The organism is Roseofilum sp. Guam (genome assembly GCF_017746735.1).
Taxonomy (GTDB): Bacteria; Cyanobacteriota; Cyanobacteriia; order Cyanobacteriales; family Desertifilaceae; genus Roseofilum; species Roseofilum reptotaenium.
Genome location: NZ_JAGHZN010000048.1, coordinates 1 through 19524, shown reverse-complemented (window position 1 = coordinate 19524; position 19524 = coordinate 1). Strand labels below are relative to the sequence as shown.

At 45.2% G+C, this 19524-nt stretch carries 21 protein-coding genes; 16 read left to right on the top strand and 5 right to left on the bottom strand.

Features of this window, described 5'->3' with window-relative positions; translation table 11 throughout:
* The first annotated feature begins 206 nt into the window (after positions 1-206).
* Positions 207-623, top strand: a complete 417-nt coding sequence (locus J7529_RS18085) for a hemerythrin family protein (RefSeq protein WP_318730136.1) — start codon at positions 207-209, stop codon at positions 621-623.
* Here J7529_RS18085 and J7529_RS18080 read toward each other — a convergent pair.
* A complete protein-coding gene (locus J7529_RS18080) occupies positions 616-1959 on the bottom strand; it encodes an aminopeptidase P family protein (RefSeq protein ID WP_413038919.1) in 1344 nt (447 codons plus the stop codon). The genes J7529_RS18085 and J7529_RS18080 overlap by 8 nt on opposite strands.
* Positions 1960-2114: 155 nt before the next feature.
* On the opposite strand from J7529_RS18080, the gene J7529_RS18075 reads away from it, so the two are divergent.
* The 5 genes from J7529_RS18075 (at position 2115) to J7529_RS18055 (ending at position 8334) form a co-directional block, all read left to right on the top strand.
* The gene (locus J7529_RS18075) at positions 2115-3470 is read left to right on the top strand and encodes a dihydroorotase (RefSeq protein WP_318730134.1); all 1356 of its coding nucleotides are present in this window, start codon (positions 2115-2117) and stop codon (positions 3468-3470) included.
* A 102-nt stretch (positions 3471-3572) separates the two neighbouring features.
* Positions 3573-4520: an ABC transporter ATP-binding protein gene (locus tag J7529_RS18070; RefSeq protein ID WP_318730133.1), complete on the top strand. Its 948-nt coding sequence runs from the start codon at positions 3573-3575 to the stop codon at positions 4518-4520.
* A gap of 87 nt (positions 4521-4607) precedes the next feature.
* Positions 4608-6266: a hypothetical protein gene (locus J7529_RS18065; RefSeq protein ID WP_318730132.1), complete on the top strand. Its 1659-nt coding sequence runs from the start codon at positions 4608-4610 to the stop codon at positions 6264-6266.
* Between the two features lie 115 nt (positions 6267-6381).
* The gene (locus tag J7529_RS18060; RefSeq protein WP_318730131.1) at positions 6382-7053 is read left to right on the top strand and encodes a hypothetical protein; all 672 of its coding nucleotides are present in this window, start codon (positions 6382-6384) and stop codon (positions 7051-7053) included.
* Between the two features lie 63 nt (positions 7054-7116).
* Complete coding sequence (locus tag J7529_RS18055; RefSeq protein WP_318730130.1) at positions 7117-8334, top strand: cation:proton antiporter; 1218 nt, start codon at positions 7117-7119, stop codon at positions 8332-8334.
* 147 nt (positions 8335-8481) lie between these two features.
* Here the strand turns inward: J7529_RS18055 and ndk are convergent, their stop codons facing one another.
* A complete protein-coding gene (ndk, locus tag J7529_RS18050) occupies positions 8482-8931 on the bottom strand; it encodes a nucleoside-diphosphate kinase (RefSeq protein WP_318730129.1) in 450 nt (149 codons plus the stop codon).
* 93 nt (positions 8932-9024) lie between these two features.
* Here ndk and J7529_RS18045 point away from each other — a divergent pair, with 93 nt between their 5' ends.
* From J7529_RS18045 to J7529_RS18035, 3 genes are all read left to right on the top strand, one after another.
* Positions 9025-10389: a serine/threonine-protein kinase gene (locus tag J7529_RS18045; RefSeq protein ID WP_318730128.1), complete on the top strand. Its 1365-nt coding sequence runs from the start codon at positions 9025-9027 to the stop codon at positions 10387-10389.
* Positions 10390-10509: 120 nt separating this feature from the next.
* Positions 10510-10833, top strand: coding sequence for a hypothetical protein (locus tag J7529_RS18040; RefSeq protein WP_318730127.1), 324 nt, complete (start codon positions 10510-10512; stop codon positions 10831-10833).
* Positions 10826-11212, top strand: coding sequence for a type II toxin-antitoxin system VapC family toxin (locus J7529_RS18035; protein ID WP_318730126.1), 387 nt, complete (start codon positions 10826-10828; stop codon positions 11210-11212). The genes J7529_RS18040 and J7529_RS18035 overlap by 8 nt, the downstream gene beginning before the upstream one ends.
* Here J7529_RS18035 and J7529_RS18030 read toward each other — a convergent pair.
* Positions 11209-11367 carry a hypothetical protein gene (locus J7529_RS18030; protein ID WP_318730125.1) on the bottom strand — a complete coding sequence of 53 codons (159 nt, stop codon included), beginning with the start codon at positions 11365-11367 and terminating at the stop codon, positions 11209-11211. The genes J7529_RS18035 and J7529_RS18030 overlap by 4 nt on opposite strands.
* Before the next feature lie 28 nt (positions 11368-11395).
* Here J7529_RS18030 and J7529_RS18025 point away from each other — a divergent pair, with 28 nt between their 5' ends.
* From J7529_RS18025 to J7529_RS18005, 5 genes are all read left to right on the top strand, one after another.
* Positions 11396-11644 (top strand): UPF0175 family protein, encoded by a 249-nt coding sequence (locus tag J7529_RS18025; RefSeq protein ID WP_318730124.1) that lies wholly within the window; start codon positions 11396-11398, stop codon positions 11642-11644.
* Entirely contained in the window at positions 11641-11811 is a 171-nt protein-coding gene (locus J7529_RS18020; protein ID WP_318730123.1) for a hypothetical protein, read from the top strand. Before J7529_RS18025 ends, J7529_RS18020 begins: the two co-directional genes overlap by 4 nt.
* Before the next feature lie 6 nt (positions 11812-11817).
* Positions 11818-11973 (top strand): hypothetical protein, encoded by a 156-nt coding sequence (locus J7529_RS18015; RefSeq protein WP_318730122.1) that lies wholly within the window; start codon positions 11818-11820, stop codon positions 11971-11973.
* Positions 11974-12043: 70 nt separating this feature from the next.
* A complete protein-coding gene (speA, locus tag J7529_RS18010) occupies positions 12044-14002 on the top strand; it encodes a biosynthetic arginine decarboxylase (RefSeq protein WP_318730121.1) in 1959 nt (652 codons plus the stop codon).
* A 22-nt stretch (positions 14003-14024) separates the two neighbouring features.
* Positions 14025-14180: a hypothetical protein gene (locus tag J7529_RS18005; protein ID WP_318730120.1), complete on the top strand. Its 156-nt coding sequence runs from the start codon at positions 14025-14027 to the stop codon at positions 14178-14180.
* 39 nt (positions 14181-14219) lie between these two features.
* Here J7529_RS18005 and rppB read toward each other — a convergent pair whose 3' ends face one another.
* Positions 14220-15569 carry a two-component system sensor histidine kinase RppB gene (gene rppB / locus J7529_RS18000; RefSeq protein ID WP_318730119.1) on the bottom strand — a complete coding sequence of 450 codons (1350 nt, stop codon included), beginning with the start codon at positions 15567-15569 and terminating at the stop codon, positions 14220-14222.
* A 9-nt stretch (positions 15570-15578) separates the two neighbouring features.
* Entirely contained in the window at positions 15579-16271 is a 693-nt protein-coding gene (gene rppA / locus J7529_RS17995) for a two-component system response regulator RppA (protein WP_318730118.1), read from the bottom strand.
* A 144-nt stretch (positions 16272-16415) separates the two neighbouring features.
* Here rppA and J7529_RS17990 point away from each other — a divergent pair, with 144 nt between their 5' ends.
* Together J7529_RS17990 and J7529_RS17985 are read left to right on the top strand one after the other, a co-directional pair.
* On the top strand, positions 16416-17066 hold the full coding sequence (locus J7529_RS17990) for an efflux RND transporter periplasmic adaptor subunit (protein ID WP_318730117.1): 651 nt from the start codon (positions 16416-16418) through the stop codon (positions 17064-17066).
* Between the two features lie 174 nt (positions 17067-17240).
* On the top strand, positions 17241-19524 hold a 2284-nt coding region (locus tag J7529_RS17985), incomplete at its 3' end, for an efflux RND transporter permease subunit (RefSeq protein WP_318730116.1).

Below are 19524 nucleotides of genomic sequence, written 5' to 3'. Positions count from 1 at the left end.
GTTGTTTCTTCGGGTTATTGATTTTTTTCTACTGCACCCTAGACTAATCCGGAGTAATTACGGTATTAGTCCAAAACAAATGTTGTTTCCTATACCCTATATCAGGACTTTAGAGAAATCTTTATTATCTGATCAACTTTCAGTCCTGTGAGTCATGTTAGAATCGGTTTGAATTCTTTTCCTATTTAAGCCTAAAGAGGTGGATTATGCCACGAACTTGGACAGATTCTCTCGAAATTGGAATTCCCTTATTAGATATTCAACATCAACAGTTGCTAGATGAAATGGATCGATTGCTAGAAGGCTTGAAGACGAAAAAATCGAACCGAGAAATTAAAAGTATTTTGAAAATGCTCGATGGCTATGTAGCCGTTCATTTTCGGTATGAAGAAGGTTGTATGAATAATTATCAGTGTCCTGTAGCTTGTGACAATAAAAATGCCCATCAGAGTTTTGTGCAGATGTTGACCCAGATTAAGAGTGATATTGAAATGAATCGAAATTTCGATCTCGTTGCAGATCAAGTGCAACGCAATTTACTCGATTGGTTTGTGAATCATATTCGCCGCATTGATAAACAATTGGAACCTTTGGTGCAGGCAAATAAGCCTATGGCTAGTTAATCATCACTTGTTCAATCTGGTCTGGAGTCGTTGGTAATTGTGCTGTTAATATCTCTGACCCTTGGTCTGTAACTAATACATCGTCTTCAATGCGAATCCCGCGTACATCTTTAAACTGAGCAAGCTTTTCCCATTGAACAAGTTTATCATATTGATGGCGGAATTGGGGATTATCTAAAATCGCTGGAACTTGATAAAATCCGGGTTCAATGGTAATGACCATTCCTGGTTGGAGAGGACGATTTAATCGCAAAAACTGCAAGCCAAAGCGATCGCTCCTTTTGCGTCCTTGAGTATAACCCGCTAAATCACCCAAATCTTCCATATCATGGACATCTAAACCCAATAAATGACCAATTCCATGGGGAAAAAAGAGGGCATGGGCATCCTGTTCTACTAAGGTTTCTGGATTTCCAATTAAAATGCCTAAATCCACTAATCCTTCTGCCATGGCCAAGGCTCCCTCTAAGTGGATTTCCTCGTATTCTTGACCGGGTTTGACTTGAGCAATACAGCGATCGTGGGCAGCTAAAACGACCTCATAAATTGCCCGTTGAGTGGGGGAAAATTGCCCATTCACCGGCCAAGTGCGGGTAATATCAGATGCCCATCCCCCCAGAGTTTCGGCTCCTGCATCCACGAGCAATAAATCTCCAGGAGTTAAGGGATGAGCAGAGCGATCGTGATGTAGAATTTCTCCATGAACCGTGACAATACTTGAATAGGCTGGAGTCATTTCATGGGCAATAAATACGCTTTCAATGAGCGATCGCACCTGAGCCTCCGTACTAGCCTTGGCTGTCCCCTTCATCCCGGTTAAGTGCGCTTCCACACTCACCGAAACTGCTTGCCGAATTTCTGATAAAGCCAGTTCGTCATGGCACAGACGCAACTCAACCACTGCCTTAGCTAACTCTAAATCTTGACCCTCCAGAGGAGATACAGAACGACCCAAACACTGCATTTGTTGCTGGCGAGTTGCCCAATCTTGCACCAGTAGCGTTGCGGCATCTTCGGCTCTCTCAGCTAAAGCAGCTAAGGGATAATAGGCATCAGCACCCATTTGTTCTGCCCATTGAGCCGCAGTCGGTTCCGGGCCATGCCATAATACCGAACCCGGGGCAGGATCGTCCACAAATAATTCTAGCTTGCCCCGATCTAAACGAATCGCTGCGCGGGGAATGGAGAGACCAGCAAAATAGAGAAAATGACTATTGGCGCGAAAGGGATAAACATTCGCTGGAAAATTGCGGGGACTGGGTTGACCCGACCAGAGGACAACCGGAAAATCAATGTGTTGAGAGAGGTTAGAGCGGCGTGATGATGCCAAAATCATATCTCGAAAGAAGTTGGGTAAAATCGAAGCTTAAATGCTCTTTCCATGTGCGAGTCAAAGGGTTTCTCACATTGTAGTACCTAAGATGTAATTGTGGTAGCCTATGTTTAGTTAAGCCGCCCTTCCAGGGCGGGGTTTCCGACCCAATTTTTCTGATGAGTACGCTGCTTAAACAAGTGCGGGCGATCGATCCCATCGCCCAAACTGACCAGATTCAAGATGTATGGTTAGATCATGGCAAACTTAAAGCCATAGGTGCGTCCATCGATCGCTATCCTCCAGAAACTGAAGTGCATGATGGCCAGGGATTGATCGTCGCACCGGGATTGGTAGATCTATATAGTCAAAGTGGGGAGCCGGGGTTTGAAGAGCGGGAAACCCTGGAGTCTTTAGTCTGTGCAGCTAGAGCCGGGGGATTTATTCGGGTGGGTGTATTGCCGACGACTGACCCACCTATCGATAACCCAGCAACTGTATCTCTGCTGACAGGGAAAGCGCCTCAGTCTCTGGGGGTACAACTCTCCTTTTGGGGGGCGCTTACCCAAGGAGCAAAAGGGCAACAGATGAATGAGTTGGCGGAGTTAGCTAGTGTGGGTGTGGTGGGGTTTAGTGATGGCCTAGCGATCGCCAATTTACTCCTCTTACGACGATTATTAGAATATGCCGGGCCGTTAGGAAAACCGGTAGCCATCTGGCCGCTGGCAGTAGATTTAGCCACCAATGGGGTAATGCGCGAAGGCCTGATGTCTACCCAGTTAGGCTTACCCGGAATTCCCGCCGCTGCCGAAACCGCAGCATTGGCGGCACTTCTAGAATTGGTCGCCCAAACCCAAACCCATGTCCATGTCATGCGAGTGTCTACTGCACGGTCTGTACAGTTAATTCAAGAGGCAAAGGAGGGTGGACTTCCGGTCACTGCAAGTACCAGTTGGATGCATTTATTATTGGATACGGAGTCCATTTCCTCCCCTCATCATGGAGATCGCCGTTCATCTGGACAGCGAGCAGACTTTGTGTATAACTTGATTCCCTATGATCCAAGTTTCCGCTTAATGGCTCCTTTGGGCAATCCTGAAGATCGAGAAGCCTTGATTGGGGGGGTGAGCCAAGGTGCGATCGATGCGATCGCCATTGACCATACGCCCTATACTTATGAAGAAAAAACAGTCGGCTTTGAAACGGCTCCGGCAGGGGCGATCGGCTTAGAATTAGCTCTACCTCTACTCTGGCAAGGATTAGTAGAAACGGGAGAACTCTCAGCCGTGCAATTATGGCGCAGCTTGAGTACCCATCCCGCTTTATGCTTACATCAAACGCCACCAAGTTTCGAGGTAGGGCAACCTGCAGAGTTAATTGTATTCGATCCTCAAGTGTCTTGGACTCCAGATAACACGACCCTGAAATCCCTGGCAGCGAATACCCCTTGGTTGCATCAGGCTTTACAGGGTCGGGTAATGTACCGATTTGATGTTGATCGCCCATCAACCCCTAGGTCGTTAACCTTAACTTAGATAAAACTGTTTACTCAGTGGACCGGTTACACTTCTGGAAACAATACTGCCAAATCCCAGTCCTACAGGCTAGGCTGATACTTAAGCTTTAAATTAGGGATTATGGGAAAAGAACTGGCAATCCGTACCTCTGGACTAACCAAGCAATTTGATCGTCATATTGCAGTCAACGACTTAGATTTAGAAGTTGGACGCGGTGAAGTCTATGGTTTGATTGGCCCCAACGGTGCAGGGAAAACGACCTTAATTCGTATGTTGGCAGCGGCCGAAGAGCCAACAACAGGTGAGATTTATATTAATGGCGATCGCCTCCTCAGAGACCATTCTAACCCCAGCCTAAAACGGCGTATTGGTTATCTACCGGACGATTTCCCGGTTTATGACGATCTCACAGTTTGGGATTATTTAGACTATTTTGCCCGCTTATATCAACTCAAAGACCCGCGCCGTCGGCAACGCCTCTATGATGTGCTAGAACTGGTACAACTGGGCAATAAACGTAATAGTCAGATTTCCACTCTCTCGCGGGGGATGAAACAGCGACTTTCCCTAGCCCGAACCATTATCCATGAACCCATTGTTTTATTGCTTGATGAACCGGTTTCGGGATTAGACCCCATTGCGCGGATGCAGTTTCGGGAAATTATTAAAGTTCTCCAAGAAGCGGGAATGACGGTTTTAATTTCTTCCCATGTCCTCAGTGACTTGGCAGAACTCTGCACGTCTGTGGGAATCATGGAATTGGGCTACCTAGTGGAAAGTACAACTCTAAAGGATTTGTATCAACGACTAAGTCGTCAACAAATCTCGATCGCAACCCTGGGATCTCAAGATGCACTGATTACAGAACTTAAACAATTTTCCCAAGTGGATGGATGGGAAACTCTCTCATCCGGTCATTTACGGGTCAACTTTAACGGAACCCCAGAAGAGAGCGCCGAGTTATTGCGATCGCTCGTGAGCGCGAATTTACCGGTAACTGAGTTTTACGCCACTCAGGAAGACTTAGAAACCATCTTCCTGAAACTGGGTCATAAACAAGCATCTTAATCTAAGGACGAACATCTGTAATTGGATATGCAGATATCTATATATTCACAGATCTAACCTTGTGCCCCCTATAAAGGATATATGACGATGAGACTAGATTTAATGAATGCAATTGGGGAGATCAACCCCCAATTATTCCGAGAACTCAAAGGCCGGTTTAAGACTCGGAACATCATGGTTGCCGGTGGTATGTCTTTATTTACCCAAATCTTGGTGCTATTTGGCTTCCTTAATGAATTACCCGATCGCTATAGCGAATATCACCGCTATTGTACCGGAGGCAATGCCGAATACTATTATCACCAGTTACGTTGTTTAATGGATCGGTTCGGCAATCCTGAAGTTAACTGGCAACTTTGGTGGTCAGATCTCTTTGTCTGGTTAACTATGGTTGGTTTATTTGCCCTCTTGATAGGGGGAACCTATTTAATTATCAGTGACCTTGACCGAGAAGAGCGCAAGGGAACCCTAAATTTTATTCGCCTGAGTCCCCAATCTACCCAACAAATTTTGATGGGTAAACTGCTCGGAGCGCCCAGCTTACTCTATTTTGGTTGCTTCCTGGCTTTTCCTCTCCATCTGTGGGCAGCGATAAATCTAGATATGCCCCTAGGATTACTTGCCCTCTATTATGGAGTGCTATTGGCTTGTAGTGCCTTCTTTTTCAATGGTTCCATTCTCTTCGGTTTGGTCAGTCATTGGATGGGTGGCTTCCAAGCTTGGTTAGGCGGTGCTTTGGTGACGGCATTTCTGTTTTTCACGTCCCTGATGCGGGTTGAAGATGCGCCCATTGATGTCCTGAAACTGGTTTCGCCTTCTAGCTTAATTCCCTATCTCATTGAGAAAAAATGGTTGGATCATATTCAGCTCTTTAATTACAATTTAATCGATTTGCTGGATCATTCGATGGACTGGCATTGGTTTATTCTGCCTATTGGTCAGACCGTGGTGACCTTAAGTATAGCCATGGTGGTGACTTGCGGGGTATGGATAACCTGGAATTGGCTGGTAATCGATCGCTGCTTCCGCAATCCCAATAAGACTTTAATCAGCAAACAACAGTCTTTTTGGTTAACCGGATGCTTCAGCGTCTTTACTCTGGGTTTAGCTCCCCATGGACATGAGTTTGAAAATCTCTATTGTTTGCTGGTTTTCAACCTAATTTTCTTTGCGGGATTAATGGCCGCTTTATCTCCCCAAAGACAGGTTTGTGTCGATTGGGCACGGTATCGCCATATGTCGGAAACTCGGCATCAGGGGCTATTTCAAGACCTGATATCTGGAGATAAAAGTCCAGCTCTATTAGCGATCGCCTTAAATCTACTCCAAGCTCAATTGATCATCCTACCCTGGATTTTAATGTGGCCCGGAGATGAGGGCAATGTTATCCATGGGATCTTCAACCTGTTATTGAGCTTTTCTGTCCTGCTCGTTTATGCCAGTGTTGCCCAACTGATGATGATGATGAAATCCAAGAAAAGCGGAATTTGGGCAACCGCAGCGATCGCTGGGTCTATTACTTTACCTCCGCTGCTGTTCCTGGTTCTGTCTGCCGAACCTCACAACATACCCCTTGTGTGGATGTTTACCATCTTTCCCTGGGAAGCCCTCAACCATGCATCAGCCGTGACCGTCATGGTCTCCGTGTTAACCCAATGGGCAGTTGTCGGTTTAGTTAGCACCCAATATTCGCGGCAACTGCGACAAGCGGGGGTTTCGGCCTCTAAAGCCTTGGGTCATGCTTAATATCGAAAATTAAAGATTACATTAGTTATCTTTCTAGTTGGCGATCGCAAAATCTTACGCGATCGCCAACTTTGCTATAAGAGGGGTATCGTTTACGAGCCAGAAGATACAGAATATGCCACAATCCCCCCTGAGTGAAGCCCTACGTGAACTCTCACACTGGATTGAAACCAGCAATTCTTACCACGCGACTACCCTTCGATATCACAAGCGTCCCTTCTCCAGTCTTGAACCCGGTTTAGAGCGGGAACTGATTGACCTGTATGCTGAAGAGATGAACTTCCCGCTTTCTGAAGAGATCTATGACTTCTATGAGTGGCACAATGGCTCAATTATGTTAGGAGAGTGGTGTAACTCTGTCTACTCTGTACCTCTGGATACTGGACTCGTCTGGGTTGCCGAAAAAGGGGCATCCCAAATGCCCATTCTGTTTGGAGATGTTCCCTACTATGTCGTTGAGCCAGCAGTTAGCAATTCACAATCTTCAAGAATTTACTGCTATGACGGTTGGGATAAGGAGAAACAAGAATTCACACCCCTCGTTCCTGATGTTCAAGCCCCTAGTCTAACCGGTGTGTTTCAAGCTGCCGCAGAGTGTGCTAGAACCCATGATGCAATTTCGGTAAGCTTGATGCTGATGGACGAAAAAATACCATCCGGCCTTTCTGCTCTTGACCGAGGAGCCTATATGTACGAGCGTAGGAAATATGCTGAGTCATTGCTAAAACCGATCTATACCCGGTACGGTATTGATACAACTCGATTGTGTTGTGGTCTATGGGGCTAATTGGCGATCGCCAACTTTTGTTATACCCTGACGGGTAACCCATTACGCATTACCCAGACATTCATGTTACTTGAATTCGCCTTAATAATCCTGGTATCGCTACTCTTCTATTATCTGTTTATACAGATCAAAATGCCGGGATTATTGGGATTAGTCACTACCGGATTAATCATTGGCCCCAGTTTTCTCGATTGGGTAAGCGATCCTGTTTTAGCGCTCTTGAAAGAATTCAAAACAGTCGCGTTAATTGTGATTTTGATTCGTGCTGGTTTGGGCATTAATCGCGCCACCTTAAATACCATTGGTGGGCCAGCCATTCGCCTCAGTTTTATTCCCGGAATTATTGAGGGCAGCGTGATTTTACTGCTATCCCATTTTCTCTTACATTTAACCTGGATTGAAGGGGGAATGCTGGGGTTTATTGTAGCAGCCGTTTCCCCAGCCGTGGTTGTGCCATCCATGCTCGAACTTAAGGATGCGGGTTGGGGAAAACACAAAGAAGTGCCGACTTTAGTATTAGCTGGTGCATCGGTGGATGATGTATTTGCTATTACTATTTTTGGTGTTTTTGTTGGTTTAGCAACGGGTGAATCGTTAAATGTAACCCATGTATTGGTGAGTGTTCCCCTGGGAATTTTCGTGGGTGCAGCCATTGGGGCGGGGATTGGGTTTGGCTTGGTATGGTTCTTTAAGCGCTATCATATCCGGGATACCAAAAAAGTAATTATATTTACGATGATTGCGGTGTTCTTTTATGAGTTTACCGAAGTCGATGCGGTGAAAAACCTCATTCCGATCGCCGGTTTATTAGGAATTATGGCGATCGGGTTTATCATTCTGGAAAAATATGATACTCTTGCCTATCGCCTAGCCGCTAAATTTGGTAAAGTGTGGGTGTTAGCGGAAATCCTGTTATTTGTCTATATTGGCACACAAGTAGACCTGAATCAAATCAGTGTGGAAGTATTGGGGATTGGCTTGTTGATTCTGTTTTTGGGCTTACTCGCTCGCAGTGTGGGGGTATGGCTTTCCTTACTCAAGTGCCATTTGAACCGTAAAGAAAAGCTCTTTTGCATCATTGCCTATTGGCCCAAAGCAACAGTACAAGCAGCCATTGGTGCAGTGCCCCTGAGTTTATTTTATGACGGTAAAATGACCTCAATGACAGAAGTAACAGGACAAACCATTTTAGCGATCGCCGTTTTGAGTATAATTGTAACTGCCCCCCTAGGGGCGATCGGCATTCAGTGGAGCGGGCCAAAACTTCTGAGTAAACCGTAATCTAGCGGCAATAGGAAATATGAAGTTCCCATTAAACAAGGGGCTTAGAGCCAATTGCCTCTCAAGGATCAATTCGTGGCAAGATTAAATAGAAATGATATTAGGACATTTCCTATTATCTATTGCCTATTGCCTATTGCCTATTGCCTATTCCCGTATCCAGGACATCAGGCTCGGCTCCCAAGAAGCTAATTCTTCTTCCTCAAACCATAGGTTAATTTCATTTTGAGCCGTTTCGATCGCATCTGAACCATGAATCAGATTTCGGCCAACATCGACCCCAAAATCGCCCCGAATGGTTCCGGGTTCTGCATTTAAGGGATTTGTTGCACCGATAATTTTCCGAACTGATGCAACAACTCCATCCCCTTCCCAGACCATCGCGACTACTGGCCCAGACGTAATAAACTCGATTAAACCACTGAAAAAGGGCCGTTCCTTATGCACAGCATAATGCTGCTCGGCCAGTTCCCGACTGACATTCATCAACTTTAAGCCGACTAACGTAAAGCCTTTGCTTTCCAAGCGACTGATGATGTTACCCACTAATCCCCGTTGTACACCATCGGGTTTAATGGCTAGAAAAGTACGTTCCAAAGCGATCTCCTTTTTAGGTTGAGCCAGCTTCAATTATCTCATTAAACCCAAAATATAATGGATTAATTAGGGATTAACGGGAGAATCATCAATATGACCCTACACCAATGCAATGATTTGATTGCCCAACGCTATCGGATTATTGACGCTTTAGGTCAAGGAGGGATGGGAATCACCTATGAGGCTGAAGACTTGAGCAATCATCAAAGGGTCGCAATCAAGGCAGTATCGTTAAAGCAAGCACAAGAGTGGAAGGTTTTGGAACTGTTTGAACGAGAAGCTAAGGTGATTGCCCATTTGCATCATCCCCAACTTCCCCAATACCTCGATTTCTTTCATGTCGATACTCAAAGCGATCGCATCTTCTATTTAATTCGGGAATTAGTTGCTGGAGATTCTTTAGAGGATGTGATTCAAAACGGGAAGCATTTCACGGAAGAAGAAATCAGGGATATTACCGTGCAAATCCTAAAAATACTGGTCTATCTCCATAACTTTACGCCTCCTATTATCCATCGGGATATCAAACCCCAGAATATTATTTATCAACCGGATGGTCAAGTTTTCTTGGTTGACTTTGGTGCAGTGCAAGAGGTTTATCGACAGACGATTTCTAGTGGTCAAACCTTTGTCGGTACAATTGGGTATATGCCACCGGAACAGTTAACAGGTAAAGCCTATTTTGCCTCGGATTTATATAGTTTAGGCGCAACTGTATTATATTTACTTACCCATCATTCTCCTGATCGGCTGCCTCAGAAACGGATGAAGATTGATTTTCACTCTTCAGTCAACATTTCATCGACATTAGCGGATTGGCTCGATCGTGTTTTAGAGCCGATGTTTGAGGATCGCTTTGAGTCCGCAACCGAGGCATTAAAGGTACTCGAAAATCAGACTCATATAGATATCAGAAAAGATATCGCTGATGTATACAAATATCCAAAGCCCAAAAAAAGTAATATCACACTACACAAAACCTCTAGATTATTAGTGATGAATATTCCCCCAAGAGGCTTTCGTTCAGAAGATGGCTTTATATGGATATTTGCTTTATTTTGGAATGGGTCCATGTTACTTGGTATTTTGGCACACGGACTGAGCCTGATTTTTTCTTTTGCGATCCTGCATATTTTGGTGGGTTTGGGCTTTATTCTCTATTTATCCTGGAGTTCAGGGGTGAGAACCTATATGAGAATTGACCAAGATAATTTTTTGCTGCAATGGAAAGTGTTGTTTTTCCAGCGTAAAATCCAAGGAAAAATATCAGATTTAGAACAAATCTGTGTCCACGATACTCAGACTAAAGTCAATGGCAGACCTCTGCTAAATTGTGCCCTATTTGAAGGGGTGAAAAAGCATCAATTTGGCTCTTTTATTTCCCTCCGAGAAAAGGAATGGTTAGTGGCGGAAATTTCAGAGTGGTTGGAAGAGAACAGGCGATCGCCAGAAACCTAGAAACCGGGTTTCTACCAGGATCTAGGATAAAGAGGTACAGATCACCAGAAACCCAGTTTCTTCCCCCTCACCCATGCGATCGCGCTACCATAAGGAAGATTTTGATCTCGCACAGAAGAAATGACACTATCAGAATTATGCGATCGCATCCTAGCATTGCCCATAGGCGATCGCTGGCAGTTAGTCCAGACTATCCTGAATTCCATTCAAGCCGAAACCACCGGTTCTCATGGCGAGACGAATGGAGCATCTGTAACGGCTGAGGGTGAATCATCACTTCAAGAGTTGCGTACTTCGTCTGAGGCTGCTGCTGTTTTGGCTCAAGCCTTAAGCGACGCTAAGGGTGAGAAGAATGAGTTATCGTCAGATGGGTTTGGCTTTCTTCCTCGACGGGTTGATCCTCTAGTCTTCCAAAAACAACTCCGGGAAGAGTGGGATGACTAAATATTTACTCGATACGAATATTTTTATCTATTACTTCAATGGAGATGCAGTGGTTCAGCCCTTGTTTGCAGATATTTTAGCCGGTAATCATGAAGGTTACTATTGCCCTTTAACTTGGGTGGAATTGCTCTGTTATCCAGCTTTAACCCCAAAGGAAGCCAATCAGATCAGAGCCTTTTTGAGAAGGCTTTCCTCAGTAACTCTGACAGAGACAATTTTAGACAGCGCTGCTCAGATTCGGCAAAGTTACCGCTTGAAACTACCCGATGCTACGATCGCCGCTTGTGCTTTTGTACAAGGCTACACGCTGGTCACTCGTAACATAGCAGATTTCCACAGAATTATCGGCTTGGCACTTTATAACCCTTTTAATCCTTAGCCCCCACCCAACAGCAGAAACCGGGTTTCTTCCAACTCGGCTTGGCTATTCCATATCCGGAGTAGAAACCCGGTTTCTTCCCCCTCACCAAGGAGATCGCTATAATACAGACTAGAGAGATCGGGCCAGATCGCCAGCCCAAACCCATTGTTCATTATTAATTGTTAATTGTTCATTGAATCTATGAGTATTCTGATTTCCGATGACATCCTCGAAGCCTCACACCTTACCTCGGATGAGTTTTATCGCGAAATTGCTTTACATTTCTTTGAAATGGGACATTTGACATTAGGGTATGCCAGTCAGTTGGCTCGTATGTCTGCACCCCAGTTTCGCCAACTTCTTCAGGAGCGAAGTATTCCCCTTTACTCCTATGATGTGGAGGATTTTGAGTTGGATATCCAGAATTTGCAAGACTTAGGGCGATTGTGATTATCATCAGCGATACATCAGTCCTTACCAGCTTGGCAGCAATTTCCCATCTGCATCTTTTGCCAGAACTCTACGATCGCCTCATCATCCCCGAAGCAGTATATCGCGAACGGGTCGCGATCGCGCCACCAGTTCCTGGAGCAGTTGAAGTACAAAGGATCGCCTAGTTAGAGGTGAGGCAAGTTACCAACGATGAGGAAGTGGTACGCCTTCAGCAAGAGGTGAAGTTAGATCCGGGTGAATCTGAGGCGATCGCGCTTGCGTTAGAATTAAAAGCAGATTTGCTCTTTCCTACCCAAACCGAAACGAATAGAAAAGGGGCAATCTAACCAAGGTATGGGGCGTGAGCGTTAGAATGCGACAAGAACTATCTTGGCTAAATCTTCAGAGGACTAGACTATGGGTGTTGAGGTCATATCAACCACAGAAGAGGCGATCGCCCCAATACAAACCCCAGAACCGAATCAACCCGCTTGGACAATTGAGGATTCTGAGGAACTTTATCGCATTAATGGATGGGGAGACCCCTATTTTTCCATTAATGCGGCCGGTCATGTGGTGGTTTCTCCGAAAGGCGATCGCGGGGGTTCTTTAGATCTCTATGAGCTGGTGGAAGCTCTCAAACAGCGCGATATTCATCTTCCCTTCGTCATTCGCTTTTCCGATATACTGGCCGATCGCCTGGAACGGCTGAATGCTTGTTTTTCTCAAGCCATCACCCGATACAATTATCCTGGCATTTATCAAGGGGTATTTCCCGTCAAATGCAACCAACATCGGCAACTGGTAGAAGATTTGGTTCATTTTGGCCAACCCTTCCAGTTTGGTCTAGAAGCAGGATCTAAACCCGAATTGTTGATTGCCTTAGCTCTCCTGAAAACCTCCAATTCCCTGTTAATTTGCAACGGATATAAGGATAAGGAATATGTCGAAACCGCCATCTTAGCCCGCAGACTCGGCAAACAAACGATCATTGTTTTAGAGCAACTCGAAGAAGTGGAGTTAGCGATCAAAGCCCACCAAGAATTAGGGGTAACTCCAGTGGTGGGAGTGCGAGCGAAACTGAGCGCTAAAGGGGAAGGTCGTTGGGCTACATCCACGGGAGATGGAGCAAAATTTGGCTTAACCATTCCCGAAATTGTCCATGTGATGGAACGCCTACAAGAGGCCAATCTCTTATCGTCTCTGCAACTGTTGCATTTCCATGTTGGCTCTCAAATTTCCTCGATTAGTGTGATTAAAGATGCCATCCGGGAAGCGAGCCAAATTTATGTACAGTTGGCTAAAAGTGGTGCAGATATGCGCTATTTGGATGTGGGGGGCGGTTTAGGGGTCGATTATGATGGCTCAAAAACCAACTTCTATGCCTCGAAAAATTACAATATGCAGAATTATGCCAATGATATTGTCGCTGAGGTCAAAGAAGCCTGCGAACAAGCCAAAGTGAAAGCTCCTGTATTGGTGAGCGAAAGTGGAAGGGCGATCGCCTCCCATCAGTCCGTACTCATTTTTGATGTCTTAGGAACCAGTGAAGTGCTGACACAGAAGGCTTTCGAGGTGGAAAGTAGCGATCATTTGATCATCCGCAATTTGTGGGAAACATACCAATTTATTCAGGTCAATAATTATCAGGAATGCTACCATGATGCGATTCAGTTTAAGGAAGAAGCCATTAGTTTGTTTAATTTTGGCTATTTGAGTTTAAGCCAACGGGCGAAAGCCGAACAGCTCTATTGGGCCTGTTGTGAGAAGATCTTGGACATCATTCGCCACGAACCCTATGTACCAGACGATCTCGAAGGTCTCCAGATGAGTATGGCTTCGATCTACTATGTCAATTTATCGGTGTTTCAATCAGCGCCGGATAGCTGGGCGATCGATCAATTATTCCCGATTATGCCTCTTCATCGCTTAAATGAACAGCCCACTTGTCAAGGAACTTTAGCCGATCTTACCTGCGATAGTGATGGTAAAATCACTCGATTTATCGATCTACGTGATGTAAAATCTTTGTTGGATTTGCATCCCCTAAACCCCAGAGAACCCTATTATCTGGGCTTATTTTTAGGCGGTTCGTATCAGGAAATTATGGGAAATTTGCATAATTTGTTTGGCGATACCAATGCGGTTCACATTGCCTTAACGCCTAAAGGTTATCAGGTTAAACAGGTCGTAAAAGGAGATACGATGGCGGATGTTTTGAGTTATGTAGAATATGATATTGAAGACTTAATTGAAAGTATTCGCCAGCAAACGGAATCAGCTCTAGAAGAAGGAACGATTTCTATTGCCGAATCGCAACGGTTGCTCAATAGCTACAAGGAAAGTCTCAACCGCTATACTTATTTATCTGTGTAGAGTTAGAGCGTTTCGCGCTGCTATGAGGTACGCCCATCTGGAGATCTCCTTCCAACCCGTTCTCTCCACCGATACCCCAGGTGAACCCGTGAGCATTGTGGAAGAAGGGGCTAAGTTGGCGCGATCGGATTCCGGAAATGTAGCCTTTTTTGCCACCATTATTAAACTTCTAGAGTGAAGATATCGTAGTGGCTCGCCTATTGTTCGTCCCGAGAATTCAATGACTCACACAGGGTAGAGCAATGGTAAATAGACTCCCTTGACCGAGTTGACTGGTAACCGTAAGATGACCTTGATGATAATGGGCGATCGCCTGGGCAATGGCTAACCCTAAGCCTGTACCTCCAGTGCTGCGAGCGCGAGCGCTGTCAACTCGGTAAAAGCGATCGAAAATACGCGGTTGCTCCTCTTTGGCAATCCCTATTCCCGTATCTCGAACCTGAATCAAGGCCTGGCGTTCTTTGACGGTTAAGCTCACCACCACTTGACCTTGACTAGGGGTGTATTGAATGGCGTTAGCGATTAAATTAGAGACTAAACGGTAAAGTTGAGAATCATCTCCTAAAACCTGAATGGAGCGATCGGGGATTTGCTCAATGAGATCGATATCAGCCCTCATCGCTACCTCGGAAAATTCTTCGACCAAATCTCCAACTAAATCGTTTAAACAACAGCATTGAAAAGAGGTAGAAGGGACTCGATCTTCCAGACGAGTTAATAAGAGTAAATCTGTAATTAGATGGCTTAAGCGTCTTCCTTGTCTTTCTAGAGTGTGCAACATTGGGGTTAAATCTTCGGGTTTTGAGGAGGGTATTCTTAACATGGCTTCTATGGTTGCTAACAAATTAGCCAGGGGCGATCTCAACTCATGGGCTGCATTAGCGGTAAATTGTTGTTGTTGTTGATACGATTGATAAATCGGTTGCATGGCTAACCCGGAAAGCCACCAACTCGACATCACCACTATCCCTAAAATCAGGGGAAACCCGATCGCTAAGATCGTTTGTATGCGTCTAATTTCACCATCAAACGGTTTCAACGTTCGTCCGAGTTGCAAGTAGCCCCAAGATGCCTCCCGCGAATAAGGATAAGCACTGTGTAAAATAATCGTAAATTGGTGATAACGAATACCCTCACTGGTAATCGTTTGCCAGGGAGCCTCATTGAAGGTTGCAGACAGATTAGCCGGTTGATTAGGGGAAAAAGCCAAAAGTTGCCCGTGATGATTAAACAGACGTAGGTAATAAGTGGTGCGATCGCTAATGCCAATGGTATGTCTTTCAATTAAAGTCGGATTAAAATTACACGGTTGTCCCACTAAACACAATTCCGGCAAAATCTGCCTTAACACAGTGGTGGGGTTTTCTGAGGCAGGTAACATTGGTTCTAAGCTATCATGAAGCGTTCCCGCGATCGACTCCATTTCCCGTTCCATTGCTTGCCAATTTGAGCGCACCAAAGAGCGATACATACCCAAAGCCGATACACTTAAAATCACCCCCATCACTAAGGCATACCAAAATGCTAAACGCAGACGACTATAATAAAAAAGTGGAGAACTTTTCATAGCTGCAATTCATAACTGGGAATTAAAGCGATACCCTTGACCTCGGATTGTTTCAATGGGACAAACACAGTTATAACTGGCTAATTTTCGCCGGATTAAGCGCATTTGTGCGGCGACCACATTACTCATGGGTTCAGCATCGAGATCCCAAAGTTGATTGCGAATTTTGCTGCCTGGAATAATGCGATCGGGATGTTTCATCAAGTAAGCAAAAATTTGGAATTCTTTCACCGTTAAGGGAATGGTTTGGGGAGGTTCCGTGACGTTCACCGAGAGCGACGTATTGCCATCATCGAGGCTGAAATGACCTAAAATTAGGGTCTGCGGTTGGAATTGGGGCGATCGCCTCTGCAATGCCCGCAGCCTAGCCAGTAACTCGTCCATGATAAATGGTTTCACCAGGTAATCATCTGCCCCTGCATCTAACCCCGCGATCCGGTTTTCTGGTTCCCCCAAAGCCGTCAGCATCAGCACTGGTACAGTCTTTTTCTCCTCTCTTAGCCGTTGACATAATTCTAATCCTGAAAGCTTGGGTAATAACCAATCAATAATTGCCACAGTATAATCTGTCCATTCACTGTCCAGATAATGCCAAGCTTCCAGACCATCTAAGACCCAATCCACCACATATTTTTCACTGACTAAAACCTGCTTAATCGCCAGTCCCAAGTCTTCTTCATCTTCGACCAACAAAATTCGCATAGTTAAAAAAGTTACTATCTTCAGTCTACACTTCCCAGTCTACTGGATTCTAGGATCGCTGCTGCCATTTCATCTGGATTTCACTTCCCCTAGGGCAGACTATGAACACATTGTTCTAAATCTGTCTGCCTGTGAGGAGTTACTATGAAATCCTGGTCATTAATTAGTCTTCTGAGTCTTACCTTAACGCTGAGTACCCCTAACGTTGTGCTTTCCCATGTTGGTCATGGAGATGAGTTTCAAGCCACTGGGGGAATTGAACGAGTGCAAATCAACCCTGAAACTGATTCCCTGTTAGGAATTGTGGTTACCTCGATCGCCGCAGCATCAGATGGCAGTTCTGCTGTTATGATTCCCATGACAGCCTTAGTCAGAGCAGATGGCAAACAACTGGTGTTTGTCAAATACGGGAATTTTTATGAGCCTGTAGAAGTTGCAACAGGGGTAACCGAAGGTGAATTCATCGAAATTACTGAAGGATTATCCATTGGAGAGCAATTAGTGATTCAGGGAAGTTTATCCCTGTATGCTGAGTCTCGCAAAACCAAAACGGCTGAACCAGAGACAACCGCTCCAACCCACGCTCAAGCGGATGCTCAAGGCATTCCCCATAGTCATGATCGCACGGGTAATATGATTCAAAAGTCAGGACAAACCACAGAGAATCAATCGGGTGGCTTGTCCTGGAAGGCGATCGCCACAATTGTAGGTGGAAGCCTTGTATTAGTCAGTGGCACATTTGTGGCGATGGGCAATGGTAGCAAAAAGAAGGAAATTTTTTCTAATAAAAATTGAGAGATATATAGCAGAGAAAAGGAGAGTTAGGACATTTTCTATTGCCTATTGCCTCAAACCATAACCTAACTGTCCTAACCAACTCTTTCTCTGCTACATGACCGAAGCGTTTGGGGTTGGAGATCGCTGTTGTCCCCCTCATCTAGAAGATGAATACTGAAACTCAATTAGAAAATGCTGAATTCCCTTCTCAATACAATTCTCAAAAATTCCATTGCCCAACGCTGGCTCATTGTCGTCAGTGCCATTTTGATCAGCATCTGGGGCATTTTTAGCATTAGCCAAATGCCTTTAGATGTCTTTCCCCCCTTTACTCCTCCCCAAGTCGATATTCAAACCGAAGCCCCAGGACTTGCTCCCGAAGAAGTCGAATCTCAAATTACCGTACCCATTGAAAGTGCCGTCAATGGCTTACCCGATGTGACAACGGTCAGATCCTCTTCTAAAGTCGGATTATCGATGGTACAAGTCATCTTTGACCAAAGTGCCGATATTTACAAATCGCGCCAATCTGTCACTGAACGACTGCAACAAATCCAAGGTCAATTTCCTGAAAATGCCCATCCCCCAGAAATTTCGCCTTTAGTCTCCCCATTAGGCACGATTTTACAATACGCCTTCACCGTCAACCCTCAAGGACAAACCTCCATGATGGAGTTACGTCATTGGGTAGAAGTGACCCTCACTCATCAGATTCTTTCGGTTCCAGGAGTCTCCCAAGTGACTCTTTATGGAGGAGATGAACGGCAAGAACAAGTGTTAGTTAACCCAGAAAAACTCAGATCCCTGAATGTTTCTCTAACGGAAGTCACTGAAGCAGCTCGAAAAGCAAGTTCTAATGCACCAGGGGGTTTTCTGATTGGGGGGGGTCAAGAGCTATTAACTCGGGGTATCGGACAAATACAATCGATTGAAGATTTACAGCAGTCAGTAGTCAAAGTTGCAAACGGTCAACCCATCTTGCTTCAAGATGTGGCAACGGTTCAAACGGGTTCAGCTCTTAAGCGAGGGGATGCTAGTTTTAATGGGCAACCGGCGGTAGTAATGATGATTAATAAGCAGCCGGATGTGGATACACCCACGGTGACTCAAGGGGTAGAAAAGATAATTGCCTCTTTACAGTCAAGTTTTCCTGCTGATGTCGAAATTACCCGAACCTTTCGTCAAGCTAACTTTATTGATTCTGCCATTCAAAACGTTAGTGGTTCTCTGCTGCAAGGAATCATTATTGTTTCGGTGATTATGCTGCTGTTTTTAATGAATTGGCGTACAGCCATGATTACCCTCAGTGCCATTCCTCTATCCTTATTGATTGGTTTACTCTTCATGAAAGCTTTTGGTCTCGGCATTAATACCATGACCTTGGGCGGGTTAGTAGTTGCTATTGGCTCTGTGGTGGATGATGCGATCGTGGATATGGAAAACTGTTATCGCGGACTGCGCCGTAACCAAGCACAAGAGAATCCAAAACATCCCTTTGAAGTGGTCTATCAAACTTCCGTTGAAGTTAGATTAGCGGTCATTTTTTCCACTGTAATTATTATTGTGGTCTTTGCGCCCATTTTTAGTTTGACTGGGGTAGAAGGTCGGATTTTTGCCCCCATGGGATTAGCTTATTTACTTTCTATTGCTGCCTCCACTCTGGTGGCAATGACCCTTTCTCCTGCTCTCTGTGCAATTTTGTTGGCACACCAAACCGTACCCCAAGAAGGGACATTCATTTCTCGTTTGGCGATCCGTCTCTATCGTCCGTTTTTAAATCTATCCTTGAGATTGCCTAAAGTAATTCTGGGTTTGGCTCTATCCGCTTTAGTGGCCACAATTACTATTGTTCCCAGTTTGGGACGGGTATTTTTACCTGAGTTTCAGGAAAAATCTATGGTCAATTCGATGGTGTTGTTCCCTGGCGTATCTTTGGAGATGACCAACCGAGCAGGTATGGCTCTGTATCATTCTCTTCAGGATAATCCCTTGTATGAATGGGTACAGGTACGGGCGGGACGTGCCCCAGGAGATGCAGATGGAGCTGGGGTGAGTATGGCTCATGTGGATATTGAACTGAGCGATCTGGCTCTGAATAACAGGGAGGAGAGCGTACAAGAGTTACGGGAAGAGTTCTTAAAGTTACCTGGGGTCGCTCCCAATATTGGGGGTTTTATTTCGCACCGTATGGATGAAGTATTATCGGGAGTCAGAAGCGCGATCGCCATTAAAATCTTTGGCCCGGATTTGATTGAACTGCGTCAGATTGGTGAACAGGTGCGAGATGCGATCGCTCCCATCGAGGGAGTGGTAGATTTGCAACTCGAACCTCAGTTACCCATCCGACAAGTCCAAATCCATTATGAGCGCACAGCAGCCGCTGATTATGGATTGCAGATGGCAGATATTTCTGAGGTGGTAGAAACAGCACTCAATGGTCGAATTGTTGCAAAAGTGCCGGAAAATCAGCAATTCA

Bases quoted from the DNA above. Each gene is read 5' to 3' on its own strand.
- J7529_RS18035 (WP_318730126.1), top strand. From the start codon at position 10,826: ATGACTAAATATTTACTCGATACGAATATTTTTATCTATTACTTCAAT.
- speA (WP_318730121.1), top strand. From the start codon at position 12,044: ATGGGTGTTGAGGTCATATCAACCACAGAAGAGGCGATCGCCCCAATA.
- J7529_RS18005 (WP_318730120.1), top strand. From the start codon at position 14,025: ATGAGGTACGCCCATCTGGAGATCTCCTTCCAACCCGTTCTCTCCACC.
- J7529_RS18030 (WP_318730125.1), bottom strand. From the start codon at position 11,367: ATGAACAATGGGTTTGGGCTGGCGATCTGGCCCGATCTCTCTAGTCTG.
- J7529_RS18055 (WP_318730130.1), top strand. From the start codon at position 7,117: ATGTTACTTGAATTCGCCTTAATAATCCTGGTATCGCTACTCTTCTAT.
- rppA (WP_318730118.1), bottom strand. From the start codon at position 16,271: ATGCGAATTTTGTTGGTCGAAGATGAAGAAGACTTGGGACTGGCGATT.
- J7529_RS18080 (WP_413038919.1), bottom strand. From the start codon at position 1,959: ATGATTTTGGCATCATCACGCCGCTCTAACCTCTCTCAACACATTGAT.
- J7529_RS18085 (WP_318730136.1), top strand. From the start codon at position 207: ATGCCACGAACTTGGACAGATTCTCTCGAAATTGGAATTCCCTTATTA.
- rppB (WP_318730119.1), bottom strand. From the start codon at position 15,569: ATGAAAAGTTCTCCACTTTTTTATTATAGTCGTCTGCGTTTAGCATTT.
- J7529_RS18070 (WP_318730133.1), top strand. From the start codon at position 3,573: ATGGGAAAAGAACTGGCAATCCGTACCTCTGGACTAACCAAGCAATTT.
- J7529_RS18065 (WP_318730132.1), top strand. From the start codon at position 4,608: ATGAGACTAGATTTAATGAATGCAATTGGGGAGATCAACCCCCAATTA.
- J7529_RS18025 (WP_318730124.1), top strand. From the start codon at position 11,396: ATGAGTATTCTGATTTCCGATGACATCCTCGAAGCCTCACACCTTACC.
- J7529_RS18045 (WP_318730128.1), top strand. From the start codon at position 9,025: ATGACCCTACACCAATGCAATGATTTGATTGCCCAACGCTATCGGATT.
- J7529_RS18060 (WP_318730131.1), top strand. From the start codon at position 6,382: ATGCCACAATCCCCCCTGAGTGAAGCCCTACGTGAACTCTCACACTGG.
- J7529_RS18040 (WP_318730127.1), top strand. From the start codon at position 10,510: ATGACACTATCAGAATTATGCGATCGCATCCTAGCATTGCCCATAGGC.
- J7529_RS18075 (WP_318730134.1), top strand. From the start codon at position 2,115: ATGAGTACGCTGCTTAAACAAGTGCGGGCGATCGATCCCATCGCCCAA.
- J7529_RS17990 (WP_318730117.1), top strand. From the start codon at position 16,416: ATGAAATCCTGGTCATTAATTAGTCTTCTGAGTCTTACCTTAACGCTG.